The sequence below is a fragment of the Kitasatospora sp. NPDC089509 genome, assembly GCF_044749365.1.
In the GTDB taxonomy this organism is placed as follows: domain Bacteria; phylum Actinomycetota; class Actinomycetes; order Streptomycetales; family Streptomycetaceae; genus Kitasatospora.
On the sequence record NZ_JBIVHS010000009.1, the window covers coordinates 1 to 22,062 of the forward strand.

General features: G+C 73.1%; 19 protein-coding genes and 2 tRNA genes. 11 read left to right on the forward strand and 10 right to left on the reverse strand.

Annotation, left to right across the window (positions count from 1 at the left end):
* Positions 1–227 precede the first annotated feature (227 nt).
* The gene (locus tag ACIP4P_RS20320) at positions 228–1,316 is read right to left on the reverse strand and encodes a ThiF family adenylyltransferase (RefSeq protein WP_350511893.1); all 1,089 of its coding nucleotides are present in this window, start codon (positions 1,314–1,316) and stop codon (positions 228–230) included.
* 324 nt (positions 1,317–1,640) lie between these two features.
* On the opposite strand from ACIP4P_RS20320, the gene ACIP4P_RS20325 reads away from it, so the two are divergent.
* Positions 1,641–2,330 (forward strand): M48 family metallopeptidase, encoded by a 690-nt coding sequence (locus ACIP4P_RS20325; RefSeq protein WP_400920315.1) that lies wholly within the window; start codon positions 1,641–1,643, stop codon positions 2,328–2,330.
* Positions 2,331–2,413: 83 nt separating this feature from the next.
* On the opposite strand, the gene ACIP4P_RS20330 is transcribed toward ACIP4P_RS20325, so the two are convergent.
* Positions 2,414–3,001, reverse strand: a complete 588-nt coding sequence (locus ACIP4P_RS20330; protein ID WP_400920317.1) for an NUDIX hydrolase — start codon at positions 2,999–3,001, stop codon at positions 2,414–2,416.
* Positions 2,998–4,566 (reverse strand): zinc-dependent metalloprotease, encoded by a 1,569-nt coding sequence (locus ACIP4P_RS20335; protein WP_400920319.1) that lies wholly within the window; start codon positions 4,564–4,566, stop codon positions 2,998–3,000. The genes ACIP4P_RS20330 and ACIP4P_RS20335 overlap by 4 nt, the downstream gene beginning before the upstream one ends.
* Positions 4,567–4,766: 200 nt before the next feature.
* Between ACIP4P_RS20335 and ACIP4P_RS20340 the strand changes: the two genes are divergently transcribed.
* From ACIP4P_RS20340 to ACIP4P_RS20355, 4 genes are all read left to right on the forward strand, one after another.
* Positions 4,767–5,915 (forward strand): NAD-dependent epimerase/dehydratase family protein, encoded by a 1,149-nt coding sequence (locus tag ACIP4P_RS20340; RefSeq protein WP_188303064.1) that lies wholly within the window; start codon positions 4,767–4,769, stop codon positions 5,913–5,915.
* Between the two features lie 113 nt (positions 5,916–6,028).
* Positions 6,029–6,469: a molybdenum cofactor biosynthesis protein MoaE gene (locus ACIP4P_RS20345; protein ID WP_400920322.1), complete on the forward strand. Its 441-nt coding sequence runs from the start codon at positions 6,029–6,031 to the stop codon at positions 6,467–6,469.
* A 214-nt stretch (positions 6,470–6,683) separates the two neighbouring features.
* Positions 6,684–6,875 carry a hypothetical protein gene (locus ACIP4P_RS20350; protein WP_350511898.1) on the forward strand — a complete coding sequence of 64 codons (192 nt, stop codon included), beginning with the start codon at positions 6,684–6,686 and terminating at the stop codon, positions 6,873–6,875.
* A gap of 53 nt (positions 6,876–6,928) precedes the next feature.
* A complete protein-coding gene (locus tag ACIP4P_RS20355) occupies positions 6,929–8,041 on the forward strand; it encodes a PDZ domain-containing protein (RefSeq protein WP_400920324.1) in 1,113 nt (370 codons plus the stop codon).
* 11 nt (positions 8,042–8,052) lie between these two features.
* Here ACIP4P_RS20355 and ACIP4P_RS20360 read toward each other — a convergent pair whose 3' ends face one another.
* On the reverse strand, positions 8,053–8,625 hold the full coding sequence (locus tag ACIP4P_RS20360; protein ID WP_400920326.1) for a PPA1309 family protein: 573 nt from the start codon (positions 8,623–8,625) through the stop codon (positions 8,053–8,055).
* Positions 8,626–8,804: 179 nt separating this feature from the next.
* Here ACIP4P_RS20360 and ACIP4P_RS20365 point away from each other — a divergent pair, with 179 nt between their 5' ends.
* From ACIP4P_RS20365 to ACIP4P_RS20380, 4 genes are all read left to right on the forward strand, one after another.
* A complete protein-coding gene (locus ACIP4P_RS20365; protein ID WP_400920328.1) occupies positions 8,805–11,807 on the forward strand; it encodes a UPF0182 family protein in 3,003 nt (1,000 codons plus the stop codon).
* Between the two features lie 65 nt (positions 11,808–11,872).
* A tRNA-Met gene (locus tag ACIP4P_RS20370) sits at positions 11,873–11,946 on the forward strand.
* Between the two features lie 110 nt (positions 11,947–12,056).
* Positions 12,057–12,130: transfer RNA gene (locus ACIP4P_RS20375), tRNA-Met, on the forward strand.
* 366 nt (positions 12,131–12,496) lie between these two features.
* A complete protein-coding gene (locus ACIP4P_RS20380) occupies positions 12,497–14,479 on the forward strand; it encodes a tetratricopeptide repeat protein (protein ID WP_400920330.1) in 1,983 nt (660 codons plus the stop codon).
* A 27-nt stretch (positions 14,480–14,506) separates the two neighbouring features.
* On the opposite strand, the gene ACIP4P_RS20385 is transcribed toward ACIP4P_RS20380, so the two are convergent.
* The gene (locus ACIP4P_RS20385) at positions 14,507–14,920 is read right to left on the reverse strand and encodes a Fur family transcriptional regulator (protein ID WP_400920332.1); all 414 of its coding nucleotides are present in this window, start codon (positions 14,918–14,920) and stop codon (positions 14,507–14,509) included.
* Positions 14,921–15,025: 105 nt separating this feature from the next.
* Here ACIP4P_RS20385 and ACIP4P_RS20390 point away from each other — a divergent pair, with 105 nt between their 5' ends.
* Positions 15,026–16,501, forward strand: coding sequence for a catalase (locus ACIP4P_RS20390; protein WP_400920334.1), 1,476 nt, complete (start codon positions 15,026–15,028; stop codon positions 16,499–16,501).
* Between the two features lie 70 nt (positions 16,502–16,571).
* Here the strand turns inward: ACIP4P_RS20390 and hisN are convergent, their stop codons facing one another.
* The 5 genes from hisN to ACIP4P_RS20415 all read right to left on the reverse strand — a co-directional run bounded on the left by hisN (position 16,572) and on the right by ACIP4P_RS20415 (position 21,122).
* On the reverse strand, positions 16,572–17,369 hold the full coding sequence (hisN, locus tag ACIP4P_RS20395; RefSeq protein ID WP_350511905.1) for a histidinol-phosphatase: 798 nt from the start codon (positions 17,367–17,369) through the stop codon (positions 16,572–16,574).
* Between the two features lie 51 nt (positions 17,370–17,420).
* Entirely contained in the window at positions 17,421–17,744 is a 324-nt protein-coding gene (locus ACIP4P_RS20400) for a DMT family transporter (protein ID WP_400920336.1), read from the reverse strand.
* Positions 17,745–17,862: 118 nt separating this feature from the next.
* Positions 17,863–18,918, reverse strand: coding sequence for a ribosome small subunit-dependent GTPase A (gene rsgA / locus ACIP4P_RS20405; protein WP_400920338.1), 1,056 nt, complete (start codon positions 18,916–18,918; stop codon positions 17,863–17,865).
* A gap of 15 nt (positions 18,919–18,933) precedes the next feature.
* On the reverse strand, positions 18,934–20,286 hold the full coding sequence (aroA, locus tag ACIP4P_RS20410) for a 3-phosphoshikimate 1-carboxyvinyltransferase (protein ID WP_400920340.1): 1,353 nt from the start codon (positions 20,284–20,286) through the stop codon (positions 18,934–18,936).
* A 113-nt stretch (positions 20,287–20,399) separates the two neighbouring features.
* Positions 20,400–21,122, reverse strand: coding sequence for a M50 family metallopeptidase (locus ACIP4P_RS20415; protein WP_400920342.1), 723 nt, complete (start codon positions 21,120–21,122; stop codon positions 20,400–20,402).
* Between the two features lie 158 nt (positions 21,123–21,280).
* Between ACIP4P_RS20415 and ACIP4P_RS20420 the strand changes: the two genes are divergently transcribed.
* Positions 21,281–22,033 (forward strand): SOS response-associated peptidase, encoded by a 753-nt coding sequence (locus tag ACIP4P_RS20420; protein ID WP_400920344.1) that lies wholly within the window; start codon positions 21,281–21,283, stop codon positions 22,031–22,033.
* The last annotated feature ends 29 nt before the right edge of the window (positions 22,034–22,062 follow it).

The window sequence follows — 22,062 nt, forward strand, 5'->3', positions numbered from 1 at the left end:
ATGGGCTCACCTGGCCATGGGCTCACCTGGCCATGGGCTCACCTGGCCATGGGCTCACCTGGCCATGGGCTCACCTGGCCATGGGCTCACCTGGCCATGGGCTCACCTGGCAAGGTGTCGCGCCCAGGGCGCTCCGCCGGTCTCGGTCCGGGCGCCGGGTCAGGCGGCCGCTGAGCCCTGCGTCCGCCGGGCCCGTGCCCGGTACCTTCCTCGTTCCTCCCTCCTCCTCAGTTCGGCGGCAGCGGCTGCCACAGGCAGCCGCAGTCCGGGTGGCCGCGCAGCCGCAGGCGGCGGGGCATGCCGTCGCCTGCCGAGATCTCGCACCAGCCGTCGACGCTCGGGGGACGGCCGCCGTCCAGGTAGACCTGGACGTGCAGTGCGGCCAGTCCGGCGACGGCCGTCGCCAGGGCCGTGTCGCAGGCCGGCGTTCGGGCCCGGCCGGGGCCCTTGTCCGCAAGTTGGGCCAGGACCCGCGGCCAGGCCGCGTCCTCGTCCTCCCGCCGCAGCACCAGGCAGTGGCCGCAGGCGGACCTGCCCGGGATCACCAGCGGCCCGACGATGCCGAATTCCTCGACCACGCCGACGTACAGGTGCGGTACCCCGGCCCGGAGCAGCAGCCGGGCCTCGTACGTCCCGCCCGCGAAGGCGGCGCTGCCGTCCCGGGGCGCGAGGACCACGAAGTCGGGCGGCGGGCCGTCGGTCTTCTTCCGCGGCACCGGGACCAGCGGGCGGCCCGCGGCCCGTTGCACCGCCTCCCGGGCGACCGTCGCGCGCAGCCGCCCGACGTCTGCGGGCGGCAGTCCCGCGGGCGAGCAGTCGCCGGGCTGGACCCGGCCGCTGTCGGCCACGGTGACCGTCCCGGTGCCGCCGGCGGCGAGTACCGTCGCCACGGCCGCGCCGACCCGGCCCGCGCCGCGCACTTCGATCCGGGTCTCGGCCCGGCGGGCCAGGACGGCCGGTGCGGCGCCCGGTCCGGAGTGGACCAGGGACAGTGAGGCGAGGTCGGGCCCGAGCAGGTCCCGGTGGGGCAGCGGGTAGCGGGACAGCGCCCGGTCGGTCGCCTCCGCGTCGTCCAGCAGCCCGGTCTCCTCCAGTTCGCTTAGCAGGGTGTCGGTGGGTTCCCGGCCGAGCCCGATCCGTTCTCCGGCGGACAGCAGCTCGGGCCGGTCGCGCGTTCCGTCGACCAGGTCGAGGAATTCGCACAGCGTTTTGTCGGCGTTGCCGAGCACCCCGGCGTACCGGGTGACGGTGCCGAACTGCAGGGTCTCGGAGTCCCGCCAGCTGCGGGACAGGGCGGGCTTGAGTACGAGGCGCACGACGATCTCCCTTCCGATCGTTTCCGGACGGCTGACCGCAGCATGCCCCATCGCGCCGACGGCGTGCGGAAAGTTATCCACAGGTCCGGGAGCATGATCACAAGATCTGTTCGCGTGCCCTGTGGATAACTGCCCATCCTTCCGTGCGACGGTTTCCGGACACTCCCCGTCGGCCTTTCGTTCGCGATCGCTCCATGAAAGATTTCGGCCACGGCACCGGACTTCTGTCAGTGGTTCCGGGTAACGTCGTGTGCCATGGCAGCCGAGCGGGACTCCCATCCACCGGTGTCGCGTCGGCGTGCCCGTGCAGCGTCCGGGTCACAGATGGCGACGCCGAACACACGAGGGCGCCCGGACGAGAAGCAGCGCGAGAAGTCGCACGAGACGCCGCGCGAGGCGCAGCAGGCGCGACCGCAGCACCCGCCCGCCACTGCCGCCTCCTCCGAGGCGCACGACCGCAGTCGGGTTGAGGTGCGGCGCAGCGCCCGCCGTAGCCGTACCGTCTCCGCGTACCGCGAGGGTGACCGCACCGTGGTGCTGATCCCGGCCCGGTTGTCGCACGCCGAGGAGCAGCGCTGGGTGGCGCAGATGCTGGAGAAGCTCGCCGCCCAGGAGCGCCGCCGGGTCCTCGGGGACGACGCCCTGATGGCGCGGGCCCGGGACCTGTCGGCGGCCTATCTGGACGGGCGGGCCCAGCCGGTGCAGGTCCGCTGGGTGACCAACCAGAATTCGCGCTGGGGCTCCTGCACTCCCAGTGAGGGGACGATCCGGCTGTCGCACCGGCTGCAGGGCATGCCGGAGTACGTGCTGGACTACGTGTTACTGCACGAGCTGGCGCATCTGCTGGTGCCGGACCACGGTCCGGCGTTCTGGGCGCTGTTGGCGGCCTATCCGCGGACGGAGCGGGCGCGCGGTTATCTGGAGGGTGTGGTGTCGGCGGCCCGGTTGCCGCACATCCCGGGGGCCCGGCACGGTGCGTCGTCGCCGCCGGATCCGGCGGCTTCCTGCGGGTGACGCGGGCAAGGTGACGCGGGCAAACGGAAGGGGGCGCGGACCGTTCGGTCCGCGCCCCCTTCGGTGCCTCGCACCTCAGTCCGTCAGGCGGTCAGCCGTCGCGCCCGGGCGACCAGGTCGCGCACCGAGTGGTCGGTGAGCTCCGGCAGCCGGTCGTAGTCGAACCAGCGCAGGTCCAGCGATTCCTCGCTGATCAGTGCCTGGGCCCCGGCCGGGGCGAGCGCGATGTACTGGACGTCGAGGTGGGTGTTCTCCGGCCGGTCCTTGCCGGTGCAGCGGACCAGGTGCCGGTCCAGCTTGGCGGGGACGGGGGCGCCGTTCTCCCGCAGCAGGACGAGGTCGGGGATGCCGGATTCCTCGACGGCCTCGCGCAGCGCGGCCGAGGCGAGGTCGGCGTCACCGGGTTCGCAGTGCCCGCCCATCTGCAGCCAGATGCCGACCTTGGGGTGCAGGGTGAGCAGCACCCGTCCGGCGGCCGGGTCGACGACCGCGGCGCTGGCGGTGATGTGGGCGGGCAGGCAGGAGCGGTAGAGGCCCTCGGGCTGCTCGGCGAGGTGCGCGAGGTAGTCGAGCCGCAGCCGGTCCTGGTCGTGCTCGGCGGGCTGCCAGTCGGTCAGGGTGCGGACGGCGTCCGCGTGCAGGGTGGACGCGGCCGTCCCGGTGGCCGTCATGCGGTGGGCTCGCCCTTTCCGTCGGTGCCGTCCTGGTCGCCCTTCGGCGGCTCCGGCTTGGTCTCCGGCTTGGCCTCGGGGGTGCTCTCGGGCTTGGTCAGGTCGGGCTTGGCGGGGTCGGACTGGCCGGCCGCGGCCTCGCCGAGCAGCTTGTCGAGGGCGTCGAAGTCGAAGCCGCCCTCCAGGTCGCCGCTGCCGCGGTGCACGAAGGCGTCCGGGTCGTCCAGGTCGGCGGCGGTGGGCAGCATGTCGGGGTGCTCCCAGAGTGCGTCGCGGCCCTCGATGCCGCGTGCGTCGGCGAGCAGTGCCCACAGCCGGGCGGCGTCGCGCAGGCGGCGCGGGCGCAGTTCCAGGCCGACCAGGGTGGCGAAGGTCTGCTCGGCGGGTCCGCCGGCGGCGCGGCGGCGGCGGACGGTCTCGCGCAGGGCGCCGGCCTGCGGCAGGTGGGGTTCGGCGGCGGCGTGGACGACGGCGTCGACCCAGCCCTCGACGAGGGCGAGCGCGGTCTCCAGGCGGGCGAGGGCGGCCTTCTGCTCGGGGGTGTCCTCGGGCTGGAGCAGGCCGCCGGCCAGTGCCTCCTGGAGTGCTTCGGGGTTGCTCGGGTCGAGCTGGCCGGCGAGTTCCTCCATGCGGGAGGTGTCGACCTTGATGCCGCGGGCGTAGGCCTCGACGGCGCCCAGCAGGTGGGCGCGCAGCCACGGCACGTGGGCGAAGAGCCGCTGGTGGGCGGCCTCGCGCAGGGCGAGGTAGAGCCGGACCTCCTCGGCGGGCACGTTCAGGCCCTCGCCGAACTCGGCGACGTTCTGCGGCAGCAGGGCGGCCTTGCCGGCCGGGGCGAGCGGCAGGCCGACGTCGGTGGAGCCGACCACCTCGCCGGCCAGGGCGCCGAGCGCCTGGCCGATCTGGGTGCCGAACATGGCGCCGCCCATGGAGCGCATCATGCCCATCAGCGGGCCGGCCATGGCCTGCATCTCCTCGGGCAGGACGCCGCCCATGGCGGTGCCGACGCGTTCGGCGACCGGGTCGACGAGGTCCTTCCAGACCGGGAGGGTGGCCTCGATCCATTCGGCGCGGCTCCAGGCGACGGCGGTGCCGGCGCCGGAGGGGAATTCGGTGACGCCGTCGAGCCACAGGTCGGCCAGGCGTACGGCCTCCTCGACGGCGGCGCGCTCGGAGGCGCCGACGGAGCGGTCCTTGCTCTTGCCCTCGGCGGGTTCGGCGACGACGGTCTGCCGGGCGATGTTCTGGGCGAGTTCCCAGTTCACCGGGCCGCCCTCGAAGGAGAGCATCTGGCCGAGCTGCTGGAAGGCGGCGCCGAGGTCGCCGGGGTTCATGCCGCCGAACATCGCGGCGAAGGGGTTGTCGGCGCCGCCGGGGCCGCCCGGGGCGCCGGGCATGCCGAACATGGCGCCGAAGGGGTTGCCGGTTCCGAAGCCGAACGACTGGGGGCCGCCGGTGCCCTCCTGGCCCTGGTCCTTCTTCTGCTGCTGCGCGTCGTCGGGCTTGGCCTTGCCGTCCTCGGGCTCCTCGGGGGGAACGCCGAATCCGAAGGGAAGGTCGCTCACGGGGTCCTCGATCCGGTCGGCCGTCATACGGGTGTGGCGGGAAGTGCGGTCCGCCCGGGGCTCCGGTGGAGCGGGGGACTCGTGGGCGGCTCCGGTGCGCTAGGCCCGCGCCGGGTGCACCGCCGGGCCTTCGCCTCGGGCAGGATGGACGTACGTGACACACGTACGTACGCACATAAGCTAACCGTGGAGGATGGCCGGTGAGTTCCCCGCCCTCGGACGTTCGCTCTGGGCTGACCGCTGGAGAGGACGACCCGGACGCCACGGCGTCGCCGCCTCCAGCCTACGGCGGGCGGCCGCTGACCGTGGCCGTCACCGGTGCCGCGGGGGTGCTGGGCGAGCGGGTCGCCGCCCGGCTGGTGGCCTCGCCGCACGTGCGCAGGGTGCTGGCGGTGGACGACCGGCGCGGTGAGGTGCCGGGCGTGCAGTGGCGGGTGCTGGACGTGCGGGATCCGGCGGTGGCCGAGCGGCTGGCCGGGGTCGACGTGGTGGTGCACCTGGCGATGGACTTCGGGATGGAGTCCGATCCGCGGGCGCGCAGCGCCTACAACGTGCGCGGCGCCCAGACGGTGCTGACGGCGGCGGCCGCGGCGGGGGTGCACCGGGTGGTGCTGTGCACGTCGGCGATGGTCTACGGCGCGCTGGCCGACAACGAGGTGCCGTTGGCGGAGGACTCCGAGCTGCGGGCGACCGAGGAGGCCTCGCTGGTCGGGGACCTGCTGGAGATCGAGCGGCTGGCCCGGCGGGCGCCGCGGGCCCATCCGGGGCTGCAGGTGACGGTGCTGCGGCCGGCGGTGGTGGTGGGTCCCGGGGTGGACACGGTGCTGACCCGGCACTTCGAGGCGCCGAGGCTGCTGGTGGTGGCCGGTTCGCGCCCGTGCTGGCAGTTCTGCCACGTGGACGACCTGGCGGCGGCGCTGGAGTACGCGGCGCTGGGTCTGGTGGAGGGCGAGGTGACGGTCGGCTGCGACGGCTGGCTGGAGCAGGAGGACGTGGAGCGGCTGTCGGGGATCCGGCGGATGGAGCTGCCGGCCGCGTTGGCGCTGGGGACGGCGGCGCGGCTGCACCGGTTGGGGCTGACGCCGGCCCCGGCGGGGGACCTGGCGTACACGATGTACCCGTGGGTGGTGTCCGGCAGCCGGTTGCACGAGGCGGGCTGGCGGCCGGAGTTCACCAATGAGCAGGTGTTGGCGGAGCTGTTGGCGCAGGTGTCCGGCAAGCACGCGGTGGCGGGGCGCCGGCTGGGCGGCAAGGAGGCCGCGACCAGTCTGGGGGCGGCCGGGGCGACGGTGGCGCTGGTCGGTACGGCGGCGCTGGTGCGCCGGGCCCGTAAGCGGCGTCGCTTCTGAGGGGCGGTGGGCCGGCCGTCCCGGCGCCCGCGGTTTCTCACGATGCGAAATCTCTGAATCGTGATGCGGAAGCCCCTTGTCGCGGGCGGCCCCGGATGAGCCATCATGGGGTCATGTCCGAGAACCACGACCCCATCCGGCTGCTGGCCATCCGGGAGACCCCGCTCTCGCTGGACGAGGTGTACGAGGCGGTCGGCGACGACGCGGCCGGCGGCACCACCGTCTTCGTCGGGACGGTCCGGGACCACGACGGCGGCAAGTCGGTCGCCGCGCTGGAGTACAGCTGCCACCCCACCGCCGAGGAGGAGATGCGCCGGATCGCCGAGAAGGTCGTCGCGGACTTCCCGGTCCGGGCGCTGGCCGCGGTGCACCGGGTGGGCCGGCTGGACGTCACCGATAAGGCGGTGATCGTCGCCGTCTCCTGCGCCCACCGCGGCGAGGCCTTCGCGGCCGCCCGCCGGCTGATCGACGACCTCAAGCACGAGGTGCCGATCTGGAAGCACCAGGTCTTCTCCGACGGCGAGGAGGAGTGGGTCGGCGCCGGGGGCTGCTGACCGTTCCGCCGCCCCCGGGCGGAACCGCTCGCACACGGAGTGCGTCTCCCGGGTCAGGCGCGCCGCGGCCTCACCCGAACGGGTCCGGACGGGGGCGCCGGATACTCCCTGGAAGTGAGCCGATCGGCCGTCCCGTAACCCGGATGGCGCCGGCCGCGTTGTCCGCCGGAGTGGTTAATCTGCTCATAGACACGACGAGCTGGGGAGTACTGACATGGGTGCGCTCGCCTGGTTGATCATTCCGGTTGTCGCCGTCCTGGTCGCGGCCGCCTGGGCGGGCTGGGCCCAGCGGGCCCCCAGGGCCACCGGCGATCCGGCCTCGCTGGCCGAGCACCGGCGCTTCATGGCCGCGATGGAACGCACCACGGCCGGCACCGCCGCCCCGGAGGAGCACCCCGGCCGCTGACGAGCCGGTGGCCCGCCGGGCGGTGCGTCACCCGCGTCCCGTACTGTCGAGGCATGCCACGCCGCTCCGCGACGATGCTCGCTGCCACCCTGCTGCTCATAGCGCTGCTCTGCGTCTCGGTGCTGATGAAGGTGCCGTACACGGAGATGAGCCCGGGCCCGACGTACAACACGCTCGGCGAGCAGGGGGGCAAGCCGGTGATCACCATCACCGGGCGCGACTCGTACCCGACGAGCGGGCACCTCAACATGACCACCGTCCAGGTCACCGGGGCCAAGTACGAGCCCAGCCTGGTCAACGCGGTGATCGGCTGGCTGCGCGACGACGTGCTGGTGGTGCCGCACGACAACGTCTACCCCAAGGGGCAGTCGGACGCCGACGCCAAGAAGCAGAACGCCGAGGAGTTCGCCTCCTCCGAGGACAGCGCCCGCACCGCCGCGCTCAAGCAGCTGGGCGTCCCGGTCGGCGACGAACTGATCGTCAAGTCGGTCACCGCGGGGGCCCCGGCCGAGGGCCGGCTGCACGCGGGGGACCAGATCGTCGCCGTGGACGGCACCGCCGTCTCCTCGGTCGACCAGGTGGTCGCCGCCGTGACCAAGCACAAGCCGGGCGAGTCGGTGGTCTTCACCGTGGTGCCGCGGGTCAAGGACACCTCCGGCAACGCCGCGGCCACCCCGGGGGCGAAGACCGACGTCACCGTCCCGACCGTGCGGGCCAAGGACCTCGACCCGAAGGCCCCGGCGGAGCGGGCCGAGCTCGCGGTGGTCGGCATCGGCACCGGGATCCGGCACACCTACCCGTTCCAGATCGACATCGGGCTGCAGGACGTCGGCGGCCCGAGCGCCGGCCTGATGTTCTCGCTCGGCATCATCGACAAGCTCACCCCGGGCGGCGACCTCACCGGCGGCAAGTTCGTGGCCGGCACCGGAACCATCGACGACGACGGCAAGGTCGGCCCGATCGGCGGCATATCGATGAAGCTGATCGCCGCCCGGGACGCCGGGGCCCAGTACTTCTTCACCCCGTCCTCGAACTGCGCCGAGGCCACCAAGAACGTGCCGTCCGGGCTGACCCTGATCAAGACGGACACCCTGGACGGCGCGCTGAAGTCGCTGGAGCAGATCCGCTCCGGGCAGACCTCCGCGCTGCCGTCCTGCCCCAAGTAGCAAGTAGGGGGTTAGGAGAAGGTCGCCAGCAGGGCGTCGGTCAGGCCGGGGACCAGGTCCGGGCCGGTCAGCACCTCGCGGGCGACGTCCTTGGAGCGCAGCCGCAGGGCGATCTCCTTCTTGCCGTCGCGCAGCACCGCGGCGGTGATCCGCACCTCCTCGCGCTTGGGGTGGTTGGCCACCCACTCGGCGAGCTGGGCGTCGCTGGCGCCCCGGGGGCGGGACTGCTCGGCGCCGGGCGGCAGCATCATCCGTTCGACGACCAGGGCGCAGCCGGCCACCGCGGCGGGCCAGGCGATGGTGCCGAGGAACTTGTCGAGCTCCATGCCGGCGGGCAGTTCGTCCTGCTCGACCGGGGTGAGGCCGAGCTCGTCGGTGTCGGCGAGGCCGAGCTGCTTGGCGATGCGCGGGTCGGCCTTGCGCAGGGCGGCGCTGTCCACCAGGGCGAACAGCCGGGCCGGGAGGTCCCAGCCGAGGGTGGCGGCGTACTCGTCGATCTCCAGCGCGGCCCGGGTGAGGGGGGTGGCGGCGGGGAGCTTGGAGACGTCGTCGGGGGAATTGTTCAGATCAGACGCGTCGGACATGACTCAATCCTCACACGCCGGGCGCGGGACGCTCGCCGGGGCGGGGGCGGCGGGGGTGACGGGGGAACGCCGTCGTAACCGTCTGCTAACGGTGGGAACTCGGCCGAAGCCTGGTTAAGTTGCTCTGACGACCGACCGATTCCAGACGACACAGCTGAGGTGCCACCGTGGTATTCCAGATGCCGGAACGCTCAGGGCCGGGTTTCCGGCGGAGGGTGGGCCCCCCCTCCCGGCGGGCGAGAGTGGCCCTGCTGACTCTGGGCGTGCTCGCGGTGCTGTTCCTGCTGTTCGTCATGTTCGCCGGGTTCTGGACGGACTGGCTGTGGTTCAGGTCGGTGCACTACTCCTCGGTGTTCACCACCCAGCTGTGGACGAAGATCGGGCTGTTCGCGGTGTTCGGCCTGCTGATGGCGGTGATCGTCGGCTTCAACATCTGGCTGGCGCACCGGCTGCGGCCGCCGCTGTCGGCGATGTCGGTGGAGCAGCAGAGCCTGGACCGCTACCGGTCGGGGCTGGCGCCGTTCAAGCGCTGGGCGCTGATCGGCGTCTCGCTGGTGATCGGGCTGGTGGCGGGTGCCGCGGCGTCGGGCCAGTGGCGGACCTGGCTGATGTGGACCAACGCGACGTCCTTCGGTGAGAAGGACGCCCAGTTCGGCATGGACGTCTCGTTCTACGCCTTCGACCTGCCGTTCTACGAGTTCGTGCTGGGCTTCGCGTTCAGCGCGGTGATCGTCTCGCTGCTGACCTCGGCGCTGGTGCACTACCTGTACGGGGGGCTGCGGCTGCAGGGTCCGGGCCGTCGGGCGAGCGCGGGCGCGCAGGGGCACCTGGCGGTGCTGCTGGGCGTGTTCGTGCTGCTGAAGGCGGTGGCGTACTGGCTGGACCGGTACGCGCTGGCGGTGAAGACCGGCTCCTACAAGGGGGTGTCGGGCTGGACGGGCCTGCGCTACGTGGACGCCAACGCGTTCCTGCCGGCCAAGACGATCCTGTTCTTCGTCGCGATCATCTGCGCGGTGCTGTTCTTCCTGACCCCGATCCGCCGCACCTGGGCGCCGGCCCTGATCGGGCTGGGGCTGATGGTGCTGTCGGCGGTGCTGATCGGCGGGCTGTACCCGGCGATCGTGCAGCAGTTCCAGGTCAAGCCGAACGAGCAGGCCAAGGAGACGCCGTACATCCAGAAGAACATCGACGCGACCCGGCAGGCGTACGGGATCGCGGACTCGGAGACGACCCCGTACAGCCCGCAGGGCTCGACCACGGGTGACGCGCTGAAGCCGGACGCGCAGACCATCGCGGACGTGCGGCTGCTGGACCCGAACATCGTGTCGCAGACGTTCCAGTCGCTGGAGCAGCAGCGCAACTACTACGCGTTCCCGAGCACGCTGTCGGTGGACCGCTACGGGACCGGCGCGGACAAGCAGGACACCGTGATCGGCCTGCGCGAGCTGGACCTCAACGGGGTGCAGCGGAACTGGATCAACGACCACTTCAAGTACACCCACGGCTACGGCGCGGCGGTCGCCAAGGGCAACCAGGTCGACGACAAGGGCGGTCCGGTGTTCACCGAGTCCGGCCTGCCGGCCACCGGTTCGCTGGGCGACTACGAGCAGCGGATCTACTACGGCGAGAAGACGACGACGTACTCGATCGTCGGCGGCTCGAACAAGGAGATCGACTACACCGACGTCAAGACCGGTCAGAACGTGGAGTACACGTACGCCGGTGCGAGCGGTGTGTCGCTGGACAACCCGATCACCCGGGCCGCGTACGCGGTGCGCTTCGCCGAGCCGCAGATCCTGTACGCGGGGGCGATCACCGACGGCGCCAAGGTGATCTACAACCGGACGCCGAAGGAGCGGGTGGAGAAGGTCGCGCCGTGGCTGTCGATCGACGCCGACCCGTACCCGGTGGTGCAGGGCGGCCGGGTGGTGTGGGTCGTGGACGGCTACACCACCTCGGACGGCTTCCCGTTCTCGTCGAAGACGACGCTGGGCACCGCGACCAAGGACTCGCTGACCAACCAGCGCGGTGAGCTGCTGACCGTCGCCAACCAGGTCAACTACATCCGCAACTCGGTCAAGGCGACGGTGGACGCGTACACCGGTGAGGTGAAGCTCTACCAGTGGGACGACAAGGACCCGGTGCTGAAGACCTGGATGAAGGCCTTCCCGGGCACCGTGGAGCCGAAGGCGGACATCCCGGCGACGCTGCTGCCGCACCTGCGCTACCCGCAGGACATGTTCAAGGTGCAGCGCGACCTGCTCGGCCAGTACCACGTGACGGACGCCAACTCCTTCTTCAACGGCAGTGACATCTGGCAGGTCCCGGTGGACCCGACCAGTGACACCAAGCAGGTCCAGCCGCCGTACTACGTGACGGTGCGGATGCCGGACGCCCCCGCCGCGAGCTTCTCGCTGACCAGCAGCTTCGTGCCCAACCAGCGGCCGAACCTGGCGGCGTTCATGGCGGTGAACGCGGATCCGGGCGAGGACTACGGGAAGATCCGGATCCTGAAGATGACCGGCGAGAGCGGCGCCCCGGGCCCCGGTCTGGTGCAGTCGAAGTTCAACTCCCGCCAGGAGGTGGCCAACCAGATCTTCGCGCTGAAGAGCGGCGGTGACACCGAGCTGGAGTACGGCAACCTGCTGACCCTGCCGGTCGGCGGCGGACTGCTGAACGTCGAGCCGGTGTACGTGCGCGGGCGCGGCGCCAAGTACCCGACGCTGCAGAAGGTGCTGGCGGTGTACGGGGACGACAACGTGGCCTTCGAGAACACCCTGGAGGACGCGCTGAAGAAGCTGTTCAACGGGCAGGCCCCGCCGGCCACGCCGGTCGCGCCGTCCAACCCGGGCGGCGGGGCCGTCCCGGGCGGCACGACGCCGGGGACCGGGACGACCCCGACCTCGCCGGGGACGCCGACGCCCACGCCGACCGGGCCGGGCACCCCGGCGCCGGGCGGGACGCTCTCGCCGGAGCTGCAGAAGGCGCTCTCGGACGCGGAGAAGGCGTACAACGACAGCCAGACCGCGTTCAAGAACGGCGACTGGGTGGCGTACGGCAACGCCCAGAAGGCGCTCGGGGACGCTCTGAAGGCAGCCGACGCGGCCCGGGGCGGCGGCCAGGCACCGGTGCCGCCGGCGGCGACGCCGACCGGGTCGGGGACGGCGAGCCCCCGCCCGTAGTCCCGCTGAGCTGCGGAGACCGTTTTTGGTCCCACCCCGCGTCCGTGCTACGGTTGTCTCACCGACGCGGGGTGGAGCAGCTCGGTAGCTCGCTGGGCTCATAACCCAGAGGTCGCAGGTTCAAATCCTGTCCCCGCTACTCAGTGCCGATGGCCCGGAGGATCCTTCCTCCGGGCCATCGGTGTTTTCCGTGGTTCGTTTTCCGTGGTTCGGGGCCCCCGCTGTTCCGTGCTATTGTTTGATCACCGACGCGGGGTGGAGCAGCTCGGTAGCTCGCTGGGCTCATAACCCAGAGGTCGCAGGTTCAAATCCTGTCCCCGCTACTCAGTGTCAGAGGCCCGGAGGATCATTCCTCCGGGCCTCTGTCGTGTCCGGACGTTCTCGTCCGGAAGCGGCGGGAACCGCTCCGGTACTATCGACCGTCGCCAACGGGGACGGCACCGGGGTTTGTGGGGTGGAAGTGTCGGGAAATCGACAAAGCGCCGAAGCAATTTCGTCGGCTTCTGGTGCGCCCCGCCCGAATTCGGCCGGGGCAGGTGTACGCGGGTAGCGGGTGATGCGACGATGGGACACACGGGGGACGGTGCACGGCCGCTGACGGGCCGTCCGGTCCGGCACCTCTCCTGGGAGTCCCCCCGGCCGACGGCCGGGGCACGATGCCGCGACACTCTGGGGGAGCGGGAGTCGGCATGAGGCTGATCGGCAAGTCAGGCGCCAAGTCCGGTGCGGCCGTCGAGGCGGACACCGACGCCTGGGCGGAGAGCGCCGAGAGTCCCCAGCACCGTCCCGGAGCCCTGCCCGCCCAGCGCACCAGCGGACTGTCCGAGCGGCCCGGGGCCGACGGCTTCGGTCCCGACAGCCTGGTCCACGTGTCCACCCGCCAGTTCTCGGCCGCCGTCGGCCCGTACGGGACGGCGGACGGCGACGGCGTGCCCGCCGCCGCGGCCGCCGCGCTGGACCCGGCCGGGCTGGACCCGACCAGCTTCGAGACCGCGCTGGCCGCCCGGGAGTCCGCCGCGCTGGAGGCCCGGCACCGGCAGGCCGCCGACGGCGGCGACGCGGACGCCGCGGGCCGGCTCGGCACCCTGCTGCTGCGCCGCGGCGACCTGGAGGACGCCGAGCCCTACCTGCGCGCCGCCGCGGCCGCCGGGGTGCGGGCCGCCGCCAACAACCTGGGCGTGCTGCTGCACCAGCAGGGCCACCGCGCCGAGGCCGCCCAGTGGTGGCGCCAGGCGGCGGTGGCGGGCAGCGCCCCCGCCGCGCACGCGCTCGGGCTCCAACTGCGCGACCAGGGCGAGGAGGAGGCCGCCGAGTACTGGCTGCACTTCGCCGCCGACCACGGCCACCCGCTGGGCGCCTACGCGCTCGGCGACCTGATGGAGCACCGGCGCGACGTGCGGGCCGAGCGCTGGTTCAAGGTCTCCGCCGACGCCGGGCACCGCGAGGCCGCCTACCGGCTGGCCCGGATGCGCGAGGCCGCCGGGGACAAGGAGACCGCCGAGGCCTGGTACCGCACCGCCGCCGCCCGCAGCCACGCCCGTGCCGCGCTGCGCCTGGGCGTGCTGCTGGAGGAGCGGGCCGGCACCGACCGCCCGCTGCTGGAGGAGGCGGCCCGCTGGTACCGGCAGTCCGCGCAGAACGGCGAGCCGCGCGCGGCCTGCGCGCTCGGCTTCCTGCTGCGCGACTCCGGGGACGTCGTCGCCGCCGCCGAGTGGTGGCAGGAGGCCGCCGAGGGCGGTGACGGCAACGCCGCCAACGCGCTCGGCGCCCTGCACGCCGGCCGCGGCGAGGCCAGGGCCGCCGAGCACTGGTACCGCACCGCGCTGGACGCGGGCGACCAGAACGGCGCCTTCAACCTCGGCCTGCTCTGCGCCGGCACCGGCCGTGAGCAGCAGGCCGAGCAGTGGTACCGGCGGGCCGCGTACGCCGGGCACCGGGAGGCCTGCAACGCGCTGGCCGTGGTGCTGCTGCAGCGCGGCGACGAGTCCGGCGCCGAGCCGTGGTTCTCCAAGGCCGCCGAGGCCGGCAGCGTGGACGGCGCCTTCAACCTGGGCGTGCTGCACGCCGGGCGCGGCGAGGGGCGGCAGGCCCAGGAGTGGTACGCGCGGGCCGCCGCCGAGGGGCACGGCGAGGCGGCGCTGCAGCTGGCGGTGGCCCAGGAGCAGCGCGGCAACCTGTCCGGGGCGCTGGAGCGCTACCGGCAGGCGGCGGCGGGCGGCTCGGCGGAGGGCGCGTTCCGGCTGGCGTCGGTGCTGGACCGGCGCGGGGACGCGGACGCCGAGGCCGAGCACTGGTACGCGCTGGCGGCCGACGCGGGGCACCGCCGGGCGCAGGTGCGGATGGGCGTGCGGGCGGCCGAGCGGGGGGCGTTGGAGATCGCCGAGAGCTGGTACCGGCGGGCCGCCGAGGCGGGCAGCCGCAGTGCCGCGTTCAACCTGGGGCTGCTGCTGGCCCGGCAGGACAGCGAGGCGGAGGCGATGCTCTGGTACACCCGGGCCGCCGACGCCGGGCACGGGCGGGCGGCGCTGCGGCTGGCGCTGCTGGCGCTGCGCCGGGGCGAGCCGGTGCAGGCCGAGAACTGGTGCCGACGGGCGATCGACCAGGGGCCGGCCGAGGTGGCCGAGCGGGCCGGGCGGTTGCTGGGGGCGCTGCACGCCGAGCTCAGCGCGTAGCACCGCCCGGCGCGGCCGAAGGCCTTGTCAGGGGCGGCAGTTCGGGCACAGCCCGCGGTAGGTGACCTCGGCGGCGGTGACCGCGAAGCCGAAGCGTTCGGCGGCGGGCAGGGCCGCGAGCGGGTCGCCGTGCGGGTGGACGTCGCGGATCGCGCCGCAGCCGGAGCAGATCAGGTGCTGGTGGGCGCGGTGGGCGTTGGGGTCGTAGCGCTTGGCGCGGCCGTCGGTGGCGACCTCCAGGACCTCGCCGAGGGCGACGAGTTCGCCGAGCGTGTTGTAGACGGTGGCGCGGCTGATCTCGGGCAGCCGGGCGGTGGCGCGGGCGTGCACCTCGTCCGCGGTGAGGTGGACGTGCTCGCCGTCGAGGACCTCGGCCACCACGCGGCGCTGCGAGGTCAGCCGCCAGCCGCGTCCGCGCAGTCTCTCCAGCAGGTCACTCATGGGACCAGAGTAAGTCACGCTCTGAGATTGGTGCCAGTGTTGACTTAGACGAAGTCCAAGTTAGGATCGTGTCATCACGACCGGACACCTCGGAGGCGACCCGTTATGACCACGCAGGACGAGCTGCGCCCGACGCTCACCACGGAGGCGGGTGCCCCCGTCGCCGACAACCAGAACACCGAGACGGCGGGCGTCGGCGGCCCGGCCCTGATCCAGGACCAGCTGCTGTTCGAGAAGCTCGCGCACTTCAACCGGGAGCGGATCCCGGAGCGCGTGGTGCACGCCCGCGGCGCCGGCGCGTACGGCACCTTCACGGTGACCGCCGACCTGACGCCCTTCACCCGGGCGGCGTTCCTGTCCGAGGTCGGCAAGCAGACCGAGGTCTTCCTGCGCTTCTCCACCGTGGCCGGCAACCTGGGCGCGGCCGACGCGGTGCGCGACCCGCGGGGCTTCGCGCTGAAGTTCTACACCGAGGAGGGCAACTACGACCTCGTCGGCAACAACACCCCGGTGTTCTTCATCAAGGACGCCATCAAGTTCCCCGACTTCATCCACACCCAGAAGCGGGACCCGTACACCGGCTCGCAGGAGGCCGACAACGTCTGGGACTTCTGGGGCCTGTCGCCCGAGGCCACCCACCAGGTGACCTGGCTGTTCGGCGACCGCGGCATCCCGGCCAGCTACCGGCACCTGAACGGCTACGGTTCGCACACCTTCCAGTGGCAGAACGAGGCCGGCGAGCACTTCTGGGTCAAGTACCACTTCAAGACCGACCAGGGCATCCGCAACCTCACCCAGGCCGAGGCCAACCGGCTCGCCGGCGAGGACCCGGACAGCCACCAGCGCGACCTGCGCGAGTCGATCGAGCGCGGCGATTTCCCCAGCTGGACGGTGCAGGTCCAGATCATGCCGGCGGCCGACGCGGCCGGCTACCGCTTCAACCCCTTCGACCTGACCAAGGTCTGGCCGCACGCCGACTACCCGCCGATCGAGATCGGCCGGCTGGAGCTCAACCGCAACCCCGACAACGTCTTCGCCGAGGTCGAGCAGTCGGTGTTCTCCCCGTCGCACTTCGTGCCCGGCATCGGCCCGTCCCCGGACAAGATGCTCCAGGGCCGCCTCTTCGCCTACGCGGACGCCCACCGCTACCGGGTCGGCATCAACGCCGACCACCTGCCGGTCAACCGCCCGCACGCCACCGAGGCCCGCACCAACGGCCGCGACGGCCACCTCTACGACGGCCGCCACGGCCGGCAGAAGAACTACGAGCCGAACAGCTTCGGCGGCCCGGTGCAGACTGGCCGGCCGCTCTGGGCCGCGACCGCCGTCGACGGCGCCACCGGTACCCACCCGGCGCCCTCGCACGCCGAGGACGACGACTTCGTGCAGGCCGGCACCCTGTACCGGCTGTTCTCCGAGGACGAGAAGCAGCGGCTGATCGCCAACCTGGCGGGCTTCATCGCCAAGGTCTCCGCCGACCGCGAGGACATCGTGGAGCGGGCGGTCGACAACTTCCGCAAGGCCGACGCCGACTACGGGCAGCGGCTGGAGGCGGCGGTCCGGGAGCTGCGCAAGCAGTAGCCGGACCGATCATGACGGCGGGCCCGTACGACCAGCTCCCACTGGTCGTACGGGCCCGCACCACTCGTGCTCAGACGGACAGCCGGCGCAGCGCCTCGTCGTGCAGCAGGCCGTTGCTGGCCACCGCGTCGGCGCCGCCGGGGCCGGGGACGCCGTCCAGGCCGGTGAAGCGGCCGCCGGCCTCCTGGACGACGATGCACGGCGCGGCCATGTCCCACAGCGACAGCTCGGGCTCGGCGGCGATGTCCACGGCGCCCTCGGCGACCATCATGTAGGACCAGAAGTCGCCGTAGGCGCGGGTGCGCCAGCAGGCCCGGGTGAGGTCCAGGAACGGGTCGAGGCGGCCGCGGTCCTCCCAGCCGGTGAGCGAGGAGTAGGAGAGGGAGGCGTCCGCCATCCGGGAGACGCCGGAGACGTGGATCCGGGAGGCCTTGGCCAGGCTGCGGCCGGCGTAGGCGCCCAGGTCCTTGGCGGCCCACCAGCGGCGCTGCAGCGCCGGGGCGGAGACGATGCCGACCACCGGGCGCTCGACGCCGTCCGGGCCGTCCTCCAACAGGGCGATCAGGGTGGCCCAGACCGGGACGCCGCGGATGTAGTTCTTGGTGCCGTCGATCGGGTCGATCACCCAGCGGCGCGGGCCCGAGCCCTGCAGGCCGAACTCCTCGCCGAGGACGGCGTCGCGCGGGCGGGCGCGCTGGAGGACGCTGCGCACCAGTTCCTCGGCGGCCTTGTCGGCGTCGCTGACCGGGGTGAGGTCCGGCTTGGTCTCGATCTTGAGGTCGAGGGCGCGGAAACGCTCCAGGGTGACCGAGTCGGCCGAGTCGGCGAGGACGTGGGCGAGTCGGAGATCGTCGTGGTAGTCGGCCATGCCGGAAACCCTAGCCCAGGCCGCCCCGGAGGCGGGTGGACGCGTGGCGGCTCAGTGGGCCGAGCCGCTGAGCTGGAGTCCGATCACGCCGGCGATCACCAGGGAGATGGACACCAGTTTGAGCACCGAGGTGGTCTCCTCCAGGAAGACCATGCCGTAGACGGCCGTGCCGGCCGCGCCGATGCCGGTCCACACCGCGTAGGCGGGGCCGACCGGCAGGCTCTTCAGGGAGATGGTGAGCAGCCCGAAGCTGCCGAGTGCGAACACGCAGAAGCTGATGGTGGGCCAGAGCTTGGTGAAGCCCTCGCTGAGCTTGAGGTTGATCGCGAAGCCGGTCTCCAGCAGGCCGGCCAGGACCACCAGGGCCCATGCCATCGGGTGCCCTCCCAGTCGATCGACGGACGGGCCGCACCCGGCCCGACTTTCCTATGATCGCCAGGACGGGGCGGTCCGACACCTCGAACGGGGCACCGGCCCGGGGGCGGCCGGGTCCTCAGTCGCCCTCGCGGGCCTCCTTGCTGGCCAGCAGACGGCGCAGCGAGTAGAGCCGGGCGGCATCGGCGTGGCCGTCGGCGACCCAGGCGTCCAGGGCGCAGTCCGGCTCGTCGTGGCTGCAGGCGCGCGGGCAGTCGACGGTGCCGGGCTCCAGGTCGGGGAAGGCGTGGATGACCCGGGACGGGTCGATGTGGGACAGGCCGAAGGAGCGGAACCCGGGCGTGTCGATCACCCAGCCCGGGTCGAGGGCCTTGCGGGAGCCGGGCTTGACGCCGGGCGGCGGGGGCAGCCGCAGCGCGAGGGCCGAGACGGTGGTGTGCCGACCGCGGCCGGTGACCGCGTTGACGTGGCCGGTCTGCCGCTGGCGGTCCGGGACGAGGGCGTTGACCAGGGTGGTCTTGCCGACGCCGGAGTGCCCGATGAACACCGTGGAGAGCCCGCGCAGGTGCTCGCGGACGGCCTCGGCGCCGGTGGTCTCCAGTTCGTCCCGTCGGGTGACCACGTAGTCGATGCCGAGCGTGGCGTAGGACTCCAACAGCGCGTCGGCCGGGGTGAGGTCGGCCTTGGTGAGCACCAGCAGCGGCTCCATGCCCGCGTCGTAGGCGGCGACCAGGCAGCGGTCGATCAGCCGGGGGCGGGGCTCGGGGTCGGCCAGCGCGGTGACGATGGCCAGCTGGTCGGCGTTGGCGACGACGATCCGCTCGTACGGGTCGTCGTCGTCCGCGGTGCGGCGCAGCACGGAGCTGCGCTCCTCGACCCGGACGATCCGGGCCAGGGTGTCGGTGTCCCCGGAGAGGTCGCCGACCAGGTTCACCACGTCGCCGACGACGACGCCCTTGCGGCCCAGCTCGCGGGCCTTCATGGCGACGACCTCACGCTCCTGCTTGGTCCCCGGGTCGATCAGGCAGGTGATCCGGCCGCGGTCGACGGTGAGCACCATCGCCTCGGCGGCGTCCTCGTGCTTGGGCCTGATCCGGGTCCGCGGCCGGGAGCCCCGGCGGGCGGGGCGGTTGCGGATGTCGTCCTCGTCGGCGTCCTTGCCGTAGCGGCGCATGGTTCCAGTCTCCGCTCAGGCGCCCGCCGCCGCGCCGTCGTCCGTGCCGTCGCCGTCGCCGAGCAGCTCCGCCCACATCTTCGGGAAGTCCGGCAGGGTCTTGGCGGTGGTGCCGACGTTCTCCACCTCGACGCCGGGCACGGCGAGGCCGAGCACCGCGGCGGCGGTGGCCAGCCGGTGGTCCTCGTAGGTGTGGAAGATGCCGCCGCGCAGCGGGCGCGGGCGGATCCGCAGGCCGTCCTCGGTCTCGCTGACGTCGCCGCCGAGGTCGTTGATCTCCTTGGCGAGGGCGGCCAGCCGGTCGGTCTCGTGCAGGCGCAGGTGGGCGATGCCGTACAGGTGGGACTCGGAGTCGGCCAGGGCGGCGACGGCGGCGATCACCGGGGTGAGCTCGCCGACGTCGTGCAGGTCGGCCTCGATGCCGTGGATCCGGCCGGTGCCGGTGAACTGCAGGCCCTCGTCGGTGAACTCGCAGGCGCCGCCCATCCGGGTGTAGAGGTCGCGCAGCTGGTCGCCGGGCTGGGTGGTGTGCTTGGGCCAGTCGCGCACGGTCACCCGGCCGCCGGTGACCAGGGCGGCGGCGAAGAACGGGGCGGCGTTGGACAGGTCGGGCTCGACCACCAGGTCGCGGCCGAGCAGGGCGCCGGGGGTGACCCGCCAGACGTCCTTCTCGCCGCCGTCCTCGGGGGCGTCGACCTGGGCGCCGGCCAGGCGCAGCATCTCGACGGTCATCCGGATGTGCGGCAGCGACGGGACGGGCCCGCCGACGTGCCGGACCTCGACGCCGTGGTTGTAACGGGCGCCGGAGAGCAGCAGGGCGGAGACGAACTGGGACGAGGAGGAGGCGTCCAGCTCGACCGGGCCGCCGTCCAGGCCGCCGGTGCCGTGGACGGTGAGCGGGAAGCTGCCGCGGCCGCCGTCCTCGATCCGGGCGCCGAGCGCGCGCAGGGCGTTGATCACGCCGTGCTGGGGGCGCTCGTGGCTGCGCGGGTCGCCGTCGAAGTGGACCGGGCCGTCGGCGAGGACGGCGAGCGGGGGCAGGAAGCGCATCACGGTGCCGGCGTTGCCGACGTCGACGTTGGCCGGGCCGCGCAGCACGGGGGCCGGGATGACCCGCCAGGCCTCGCCGCCGCCGGTGCCGCCGGAGTCGTTGTTGACCTTCTCCTCGATGGTGACCCCGAGGGCGCGCAGGCCGTCGGCCATCAGCTGGGAGTCGCGGCTGCGCAGCGGGCGGCGCACCCAGCCCGGTCCGTCGGCGAGTGCCGCCAGCACCAGGGCCCGGTTGGTGACCGACTTGGAGCCGGGGATGGTGACGGTGGCGTCGACGGGGGCGGTGGCGACGGGGGCGGGCCACAGGGTCTCGGTCATGGGGGCCAGTCTAGGGGCCGTACCGGAACGGCCTCGGCGACGGCCGGATGGTGGGCGCCCGCCGCTCGCCCGGCCGGCGCGGGCCGCGCGTCCGGAGGTGGTCGGCCCGCCGGCTAGAGCGGTTGCAGCAGCCAGCTGGCGCCCAGGCCGAGGCAGGCGAGGGCGATCAGCAGGAAGACGGTGACCCAGGCCAGCGCGGGGACGTGGGTGAGCCGGGCGAGCTGGTCGGCGTCGGAGTCGCGGGCCCAGCCGATCCGGCGCTGGTGCTGGAGCTCCAGGACCGGGCGCACCGCCCCGAACAGCAGGAACCAGCAGCCGAGGTAGGCGAAGCCGGCCTGGACCTGGGCGCTGCCGAACCAGGAGACCAGGAAGAAGGCGCCGCCGGCGATGAGCACGGTGAACAGGCCGAAGGCGTTGCGGATCCGGATCAGCAGGGCCAGCAGCAGGAGGACGGCGAGCCAGAGCAGCAGGGTGATCCGGTCGGCGGCGAGCAGGGCGGCGCAGCCGAGGCCGAGCAGGGCGGGGGCGGTGTAGCCGGCGGCGGCGGTGAGGACCATGCCGGGGCCGGTGGGGCGGCCGTAGGAGAGGGTGAGGCCGGAGGTGTCGGAGTGCAGCCGGATGCCGGCCAGCTTGCGGCCGGTGGCGAGGGCGGCGAGGCCGTGGCCGCCCTCGTGGGCGATGGTGACGGCGTTGCGGGCGACGTGCCACAGCGGGCGGGCGAGGACGGCGAGCAGGGCGGCGCAGCCGGTCGCGAGGACCAGCCAGCCGGGTGGGGCGGCCTGGGTGCCGGTGACCCGGTCCCACAGTTCGCCGAGGTTCTGGTTGTTCGGGTTCATCGGGGGGTCTGCGCCTCCGTTCGCTTCCGTGCGCTTGCGTGTGCCGCGTTGGGCCGTTCGGGGCAGCCTCCCATGCGGGGACGGCCGGACGGCAGCGGGCGGTTCTCGCGCCGGGATGAGGAAGTGCTGAGGACGGGCGGCATGGCAAGCTGGCCCGCATGTGCGGTCGCTTCGCAGCCAGCAGCAAGCCCGAGGACCTCGTCGAGCTGTTCGACGTGGAGTTCTGGGACCCGCAGGAGTCCCTGGACCCGAACTGGAACGTGGCGCCGACCAACAGCGCCTTCGTGGTGCTGGAGCGGTTGGCGAAGGGGGCGGCGCGGCCGGTGCGGCAGCTGCGGGCGCTGCGCTGGGGGCTGGTGCCGCCGTGGTCGGACTCCGCCGGGACGGCGGTGAAGATGATCAACGCGCGGTCGGACACGGTGCACGAGAAGCCCTCGTACCGGCAGGCCTTCGCGGCGCGCCGGTGCATCCTGCCGGTGGACGGCTACTACGAGTGGCAGACGGTGCCGGGGGAGCGGGGGAAGGCGCGCAAGAAGCCGTTCTTCGTCTCCCGGGCGGACGGCGGCCCGCTGGCGCTCGCCGGGCTGTACGAGTTCTGGCGCGACCGGACGGTGCCGCCGGGGCACCCGGAGGCGTGGCTGGTGACCTTCACGATCGTCACCACGGACGCCGAGGAGCTGCTGGCGCCGATCCACGAGCGGATGCCGCTGTTCCTGGACCCGGGGTCGTGGGGGGAGTGGCTGGATCCGGGGCTGAGCGACCCGGACGAGCTGCGGAGGCTGCTGATACCGCCGCCGCCCGGGGCGCTGGTGGCCACACCGGTGTCGCCGGCGGTCGGCAGCATCCGCAACAACGGTCCGGAGCTCAAGGAGCCGTGGACCGAGGTCGAGTACGAGACCACCCTGTTCTGAGTTCTTCGCACGTCGTCGGGAGCCTGAGA

Coding starts and splice junctions, on each gene's coding strand:
- ACIP4P_RS20325 (WP_400920315.1), top strand. CDS start 1,641: ATGGCGACGCCGAACACACGAGGGCGCCCGGACGAGAAGCAGCGCGAG.
- ACIP4P_RS20330 (WP_400920317.1), bottom strand. CDS start 3,001: ATGACGGCCACCGGGACGGCCGCGTCCACCCTGCACGCGGACGCCGTC.
- ACIP4P_RS20345 (WP_400920322.1), top strand. CDS start 6,029: ATGTCCGAGAACCACGACCCCATCCGGCTGCTGGCCATCCGGGAGACC.
- ACIP4P_RS20350 (WP_350511898.1), top strand. CDS start 6,684: ATGGGTGCGCTCGCCTGGTTGATCATTCCGGTTGTCGCCGTCCTGGTC.
- ACIP4P_RS20355 (WP_400920324.1), top strand. CDS start 6,929: ATGCCACGCCGCTCCGCGACGATGCTCGCTGCCACCCTGCTGCTCATA.
- ACIP4P_RS20360 (WP_400920326.1), bottom strand. CDS start 8,625: ATGTCCGACGCGTCTGATCTGAACAATTCCCCCGACGACGTCTCCAAG.
- ACIP4P_RS20365 (WP_400920328.1), top strand. CDS start 8,805: ATGCCGGAACGCTCAGGGCCGGGTTTCCGGCGGAGGGTGGGCCCCCCC.
- ACIP4P_RS20380 (WP_400920330.1), top strand. CDS start 12,497: ATGAGGCTGATCGGCAAGTCAGGCGCCAAGTCCGGTGCGGCCGTCGAG.
- ACIP4P_RS20385 (WP_400920332.1), bottom strand. CDS start 14,920: ATGAGTGACCTGCTGGAGAGACTGCGCGGACGCGGCTGGCGGCTGACC.
- ACIP4P_RS20390 (WP_400920334.1), top strand. CDS start 15,026: ATGACCACGCAGGACGAGCTGCGCCCGACGCTCACCACGGAGGCGGGT.
- hisN (WP_350511905.1), bottom strand. CDS start 17,369: ATGGCCGACTACCACGACGATCTCCGACTCGCCCACGTCCTCGCCGAC.
- ACIP4P_RS20400 (WP_400920336.1), bottom strand. CDS start 17,744: ATGGCATGGGCCCTGGTGGTCCTGGCCGGCCTGCTGGAGACCGGCTTC.
- rsgA (WP_400920338.1), bottom strand. CDS start 18,918: ATGCGCCGCTACGGCAAGGACGCCGACGAGGACGACATCCGCAACCGC.
- aroA (WP_400920340.1), bottom strand. CDS start 20,286: ATGACCGAGACCCTGTGGCCCGCCCCCGTCGCCACCGCCCCCGTCGAC.
- ACIP4P_RS20415 (WP_400920342.1), bottom strand. CDS start 21,122: ATGAACCCGAACAACCAGAACCTCGGCGAACTGTGGGACCGGGTCACC.
- ACIP4P_RS20420 (WP_400920344.1), top strand. CDS start 21,281: ATGTGCGGTCGCTTCGCAGCCAGCAGCAAGCCCGAGGACCTCGTCGAG.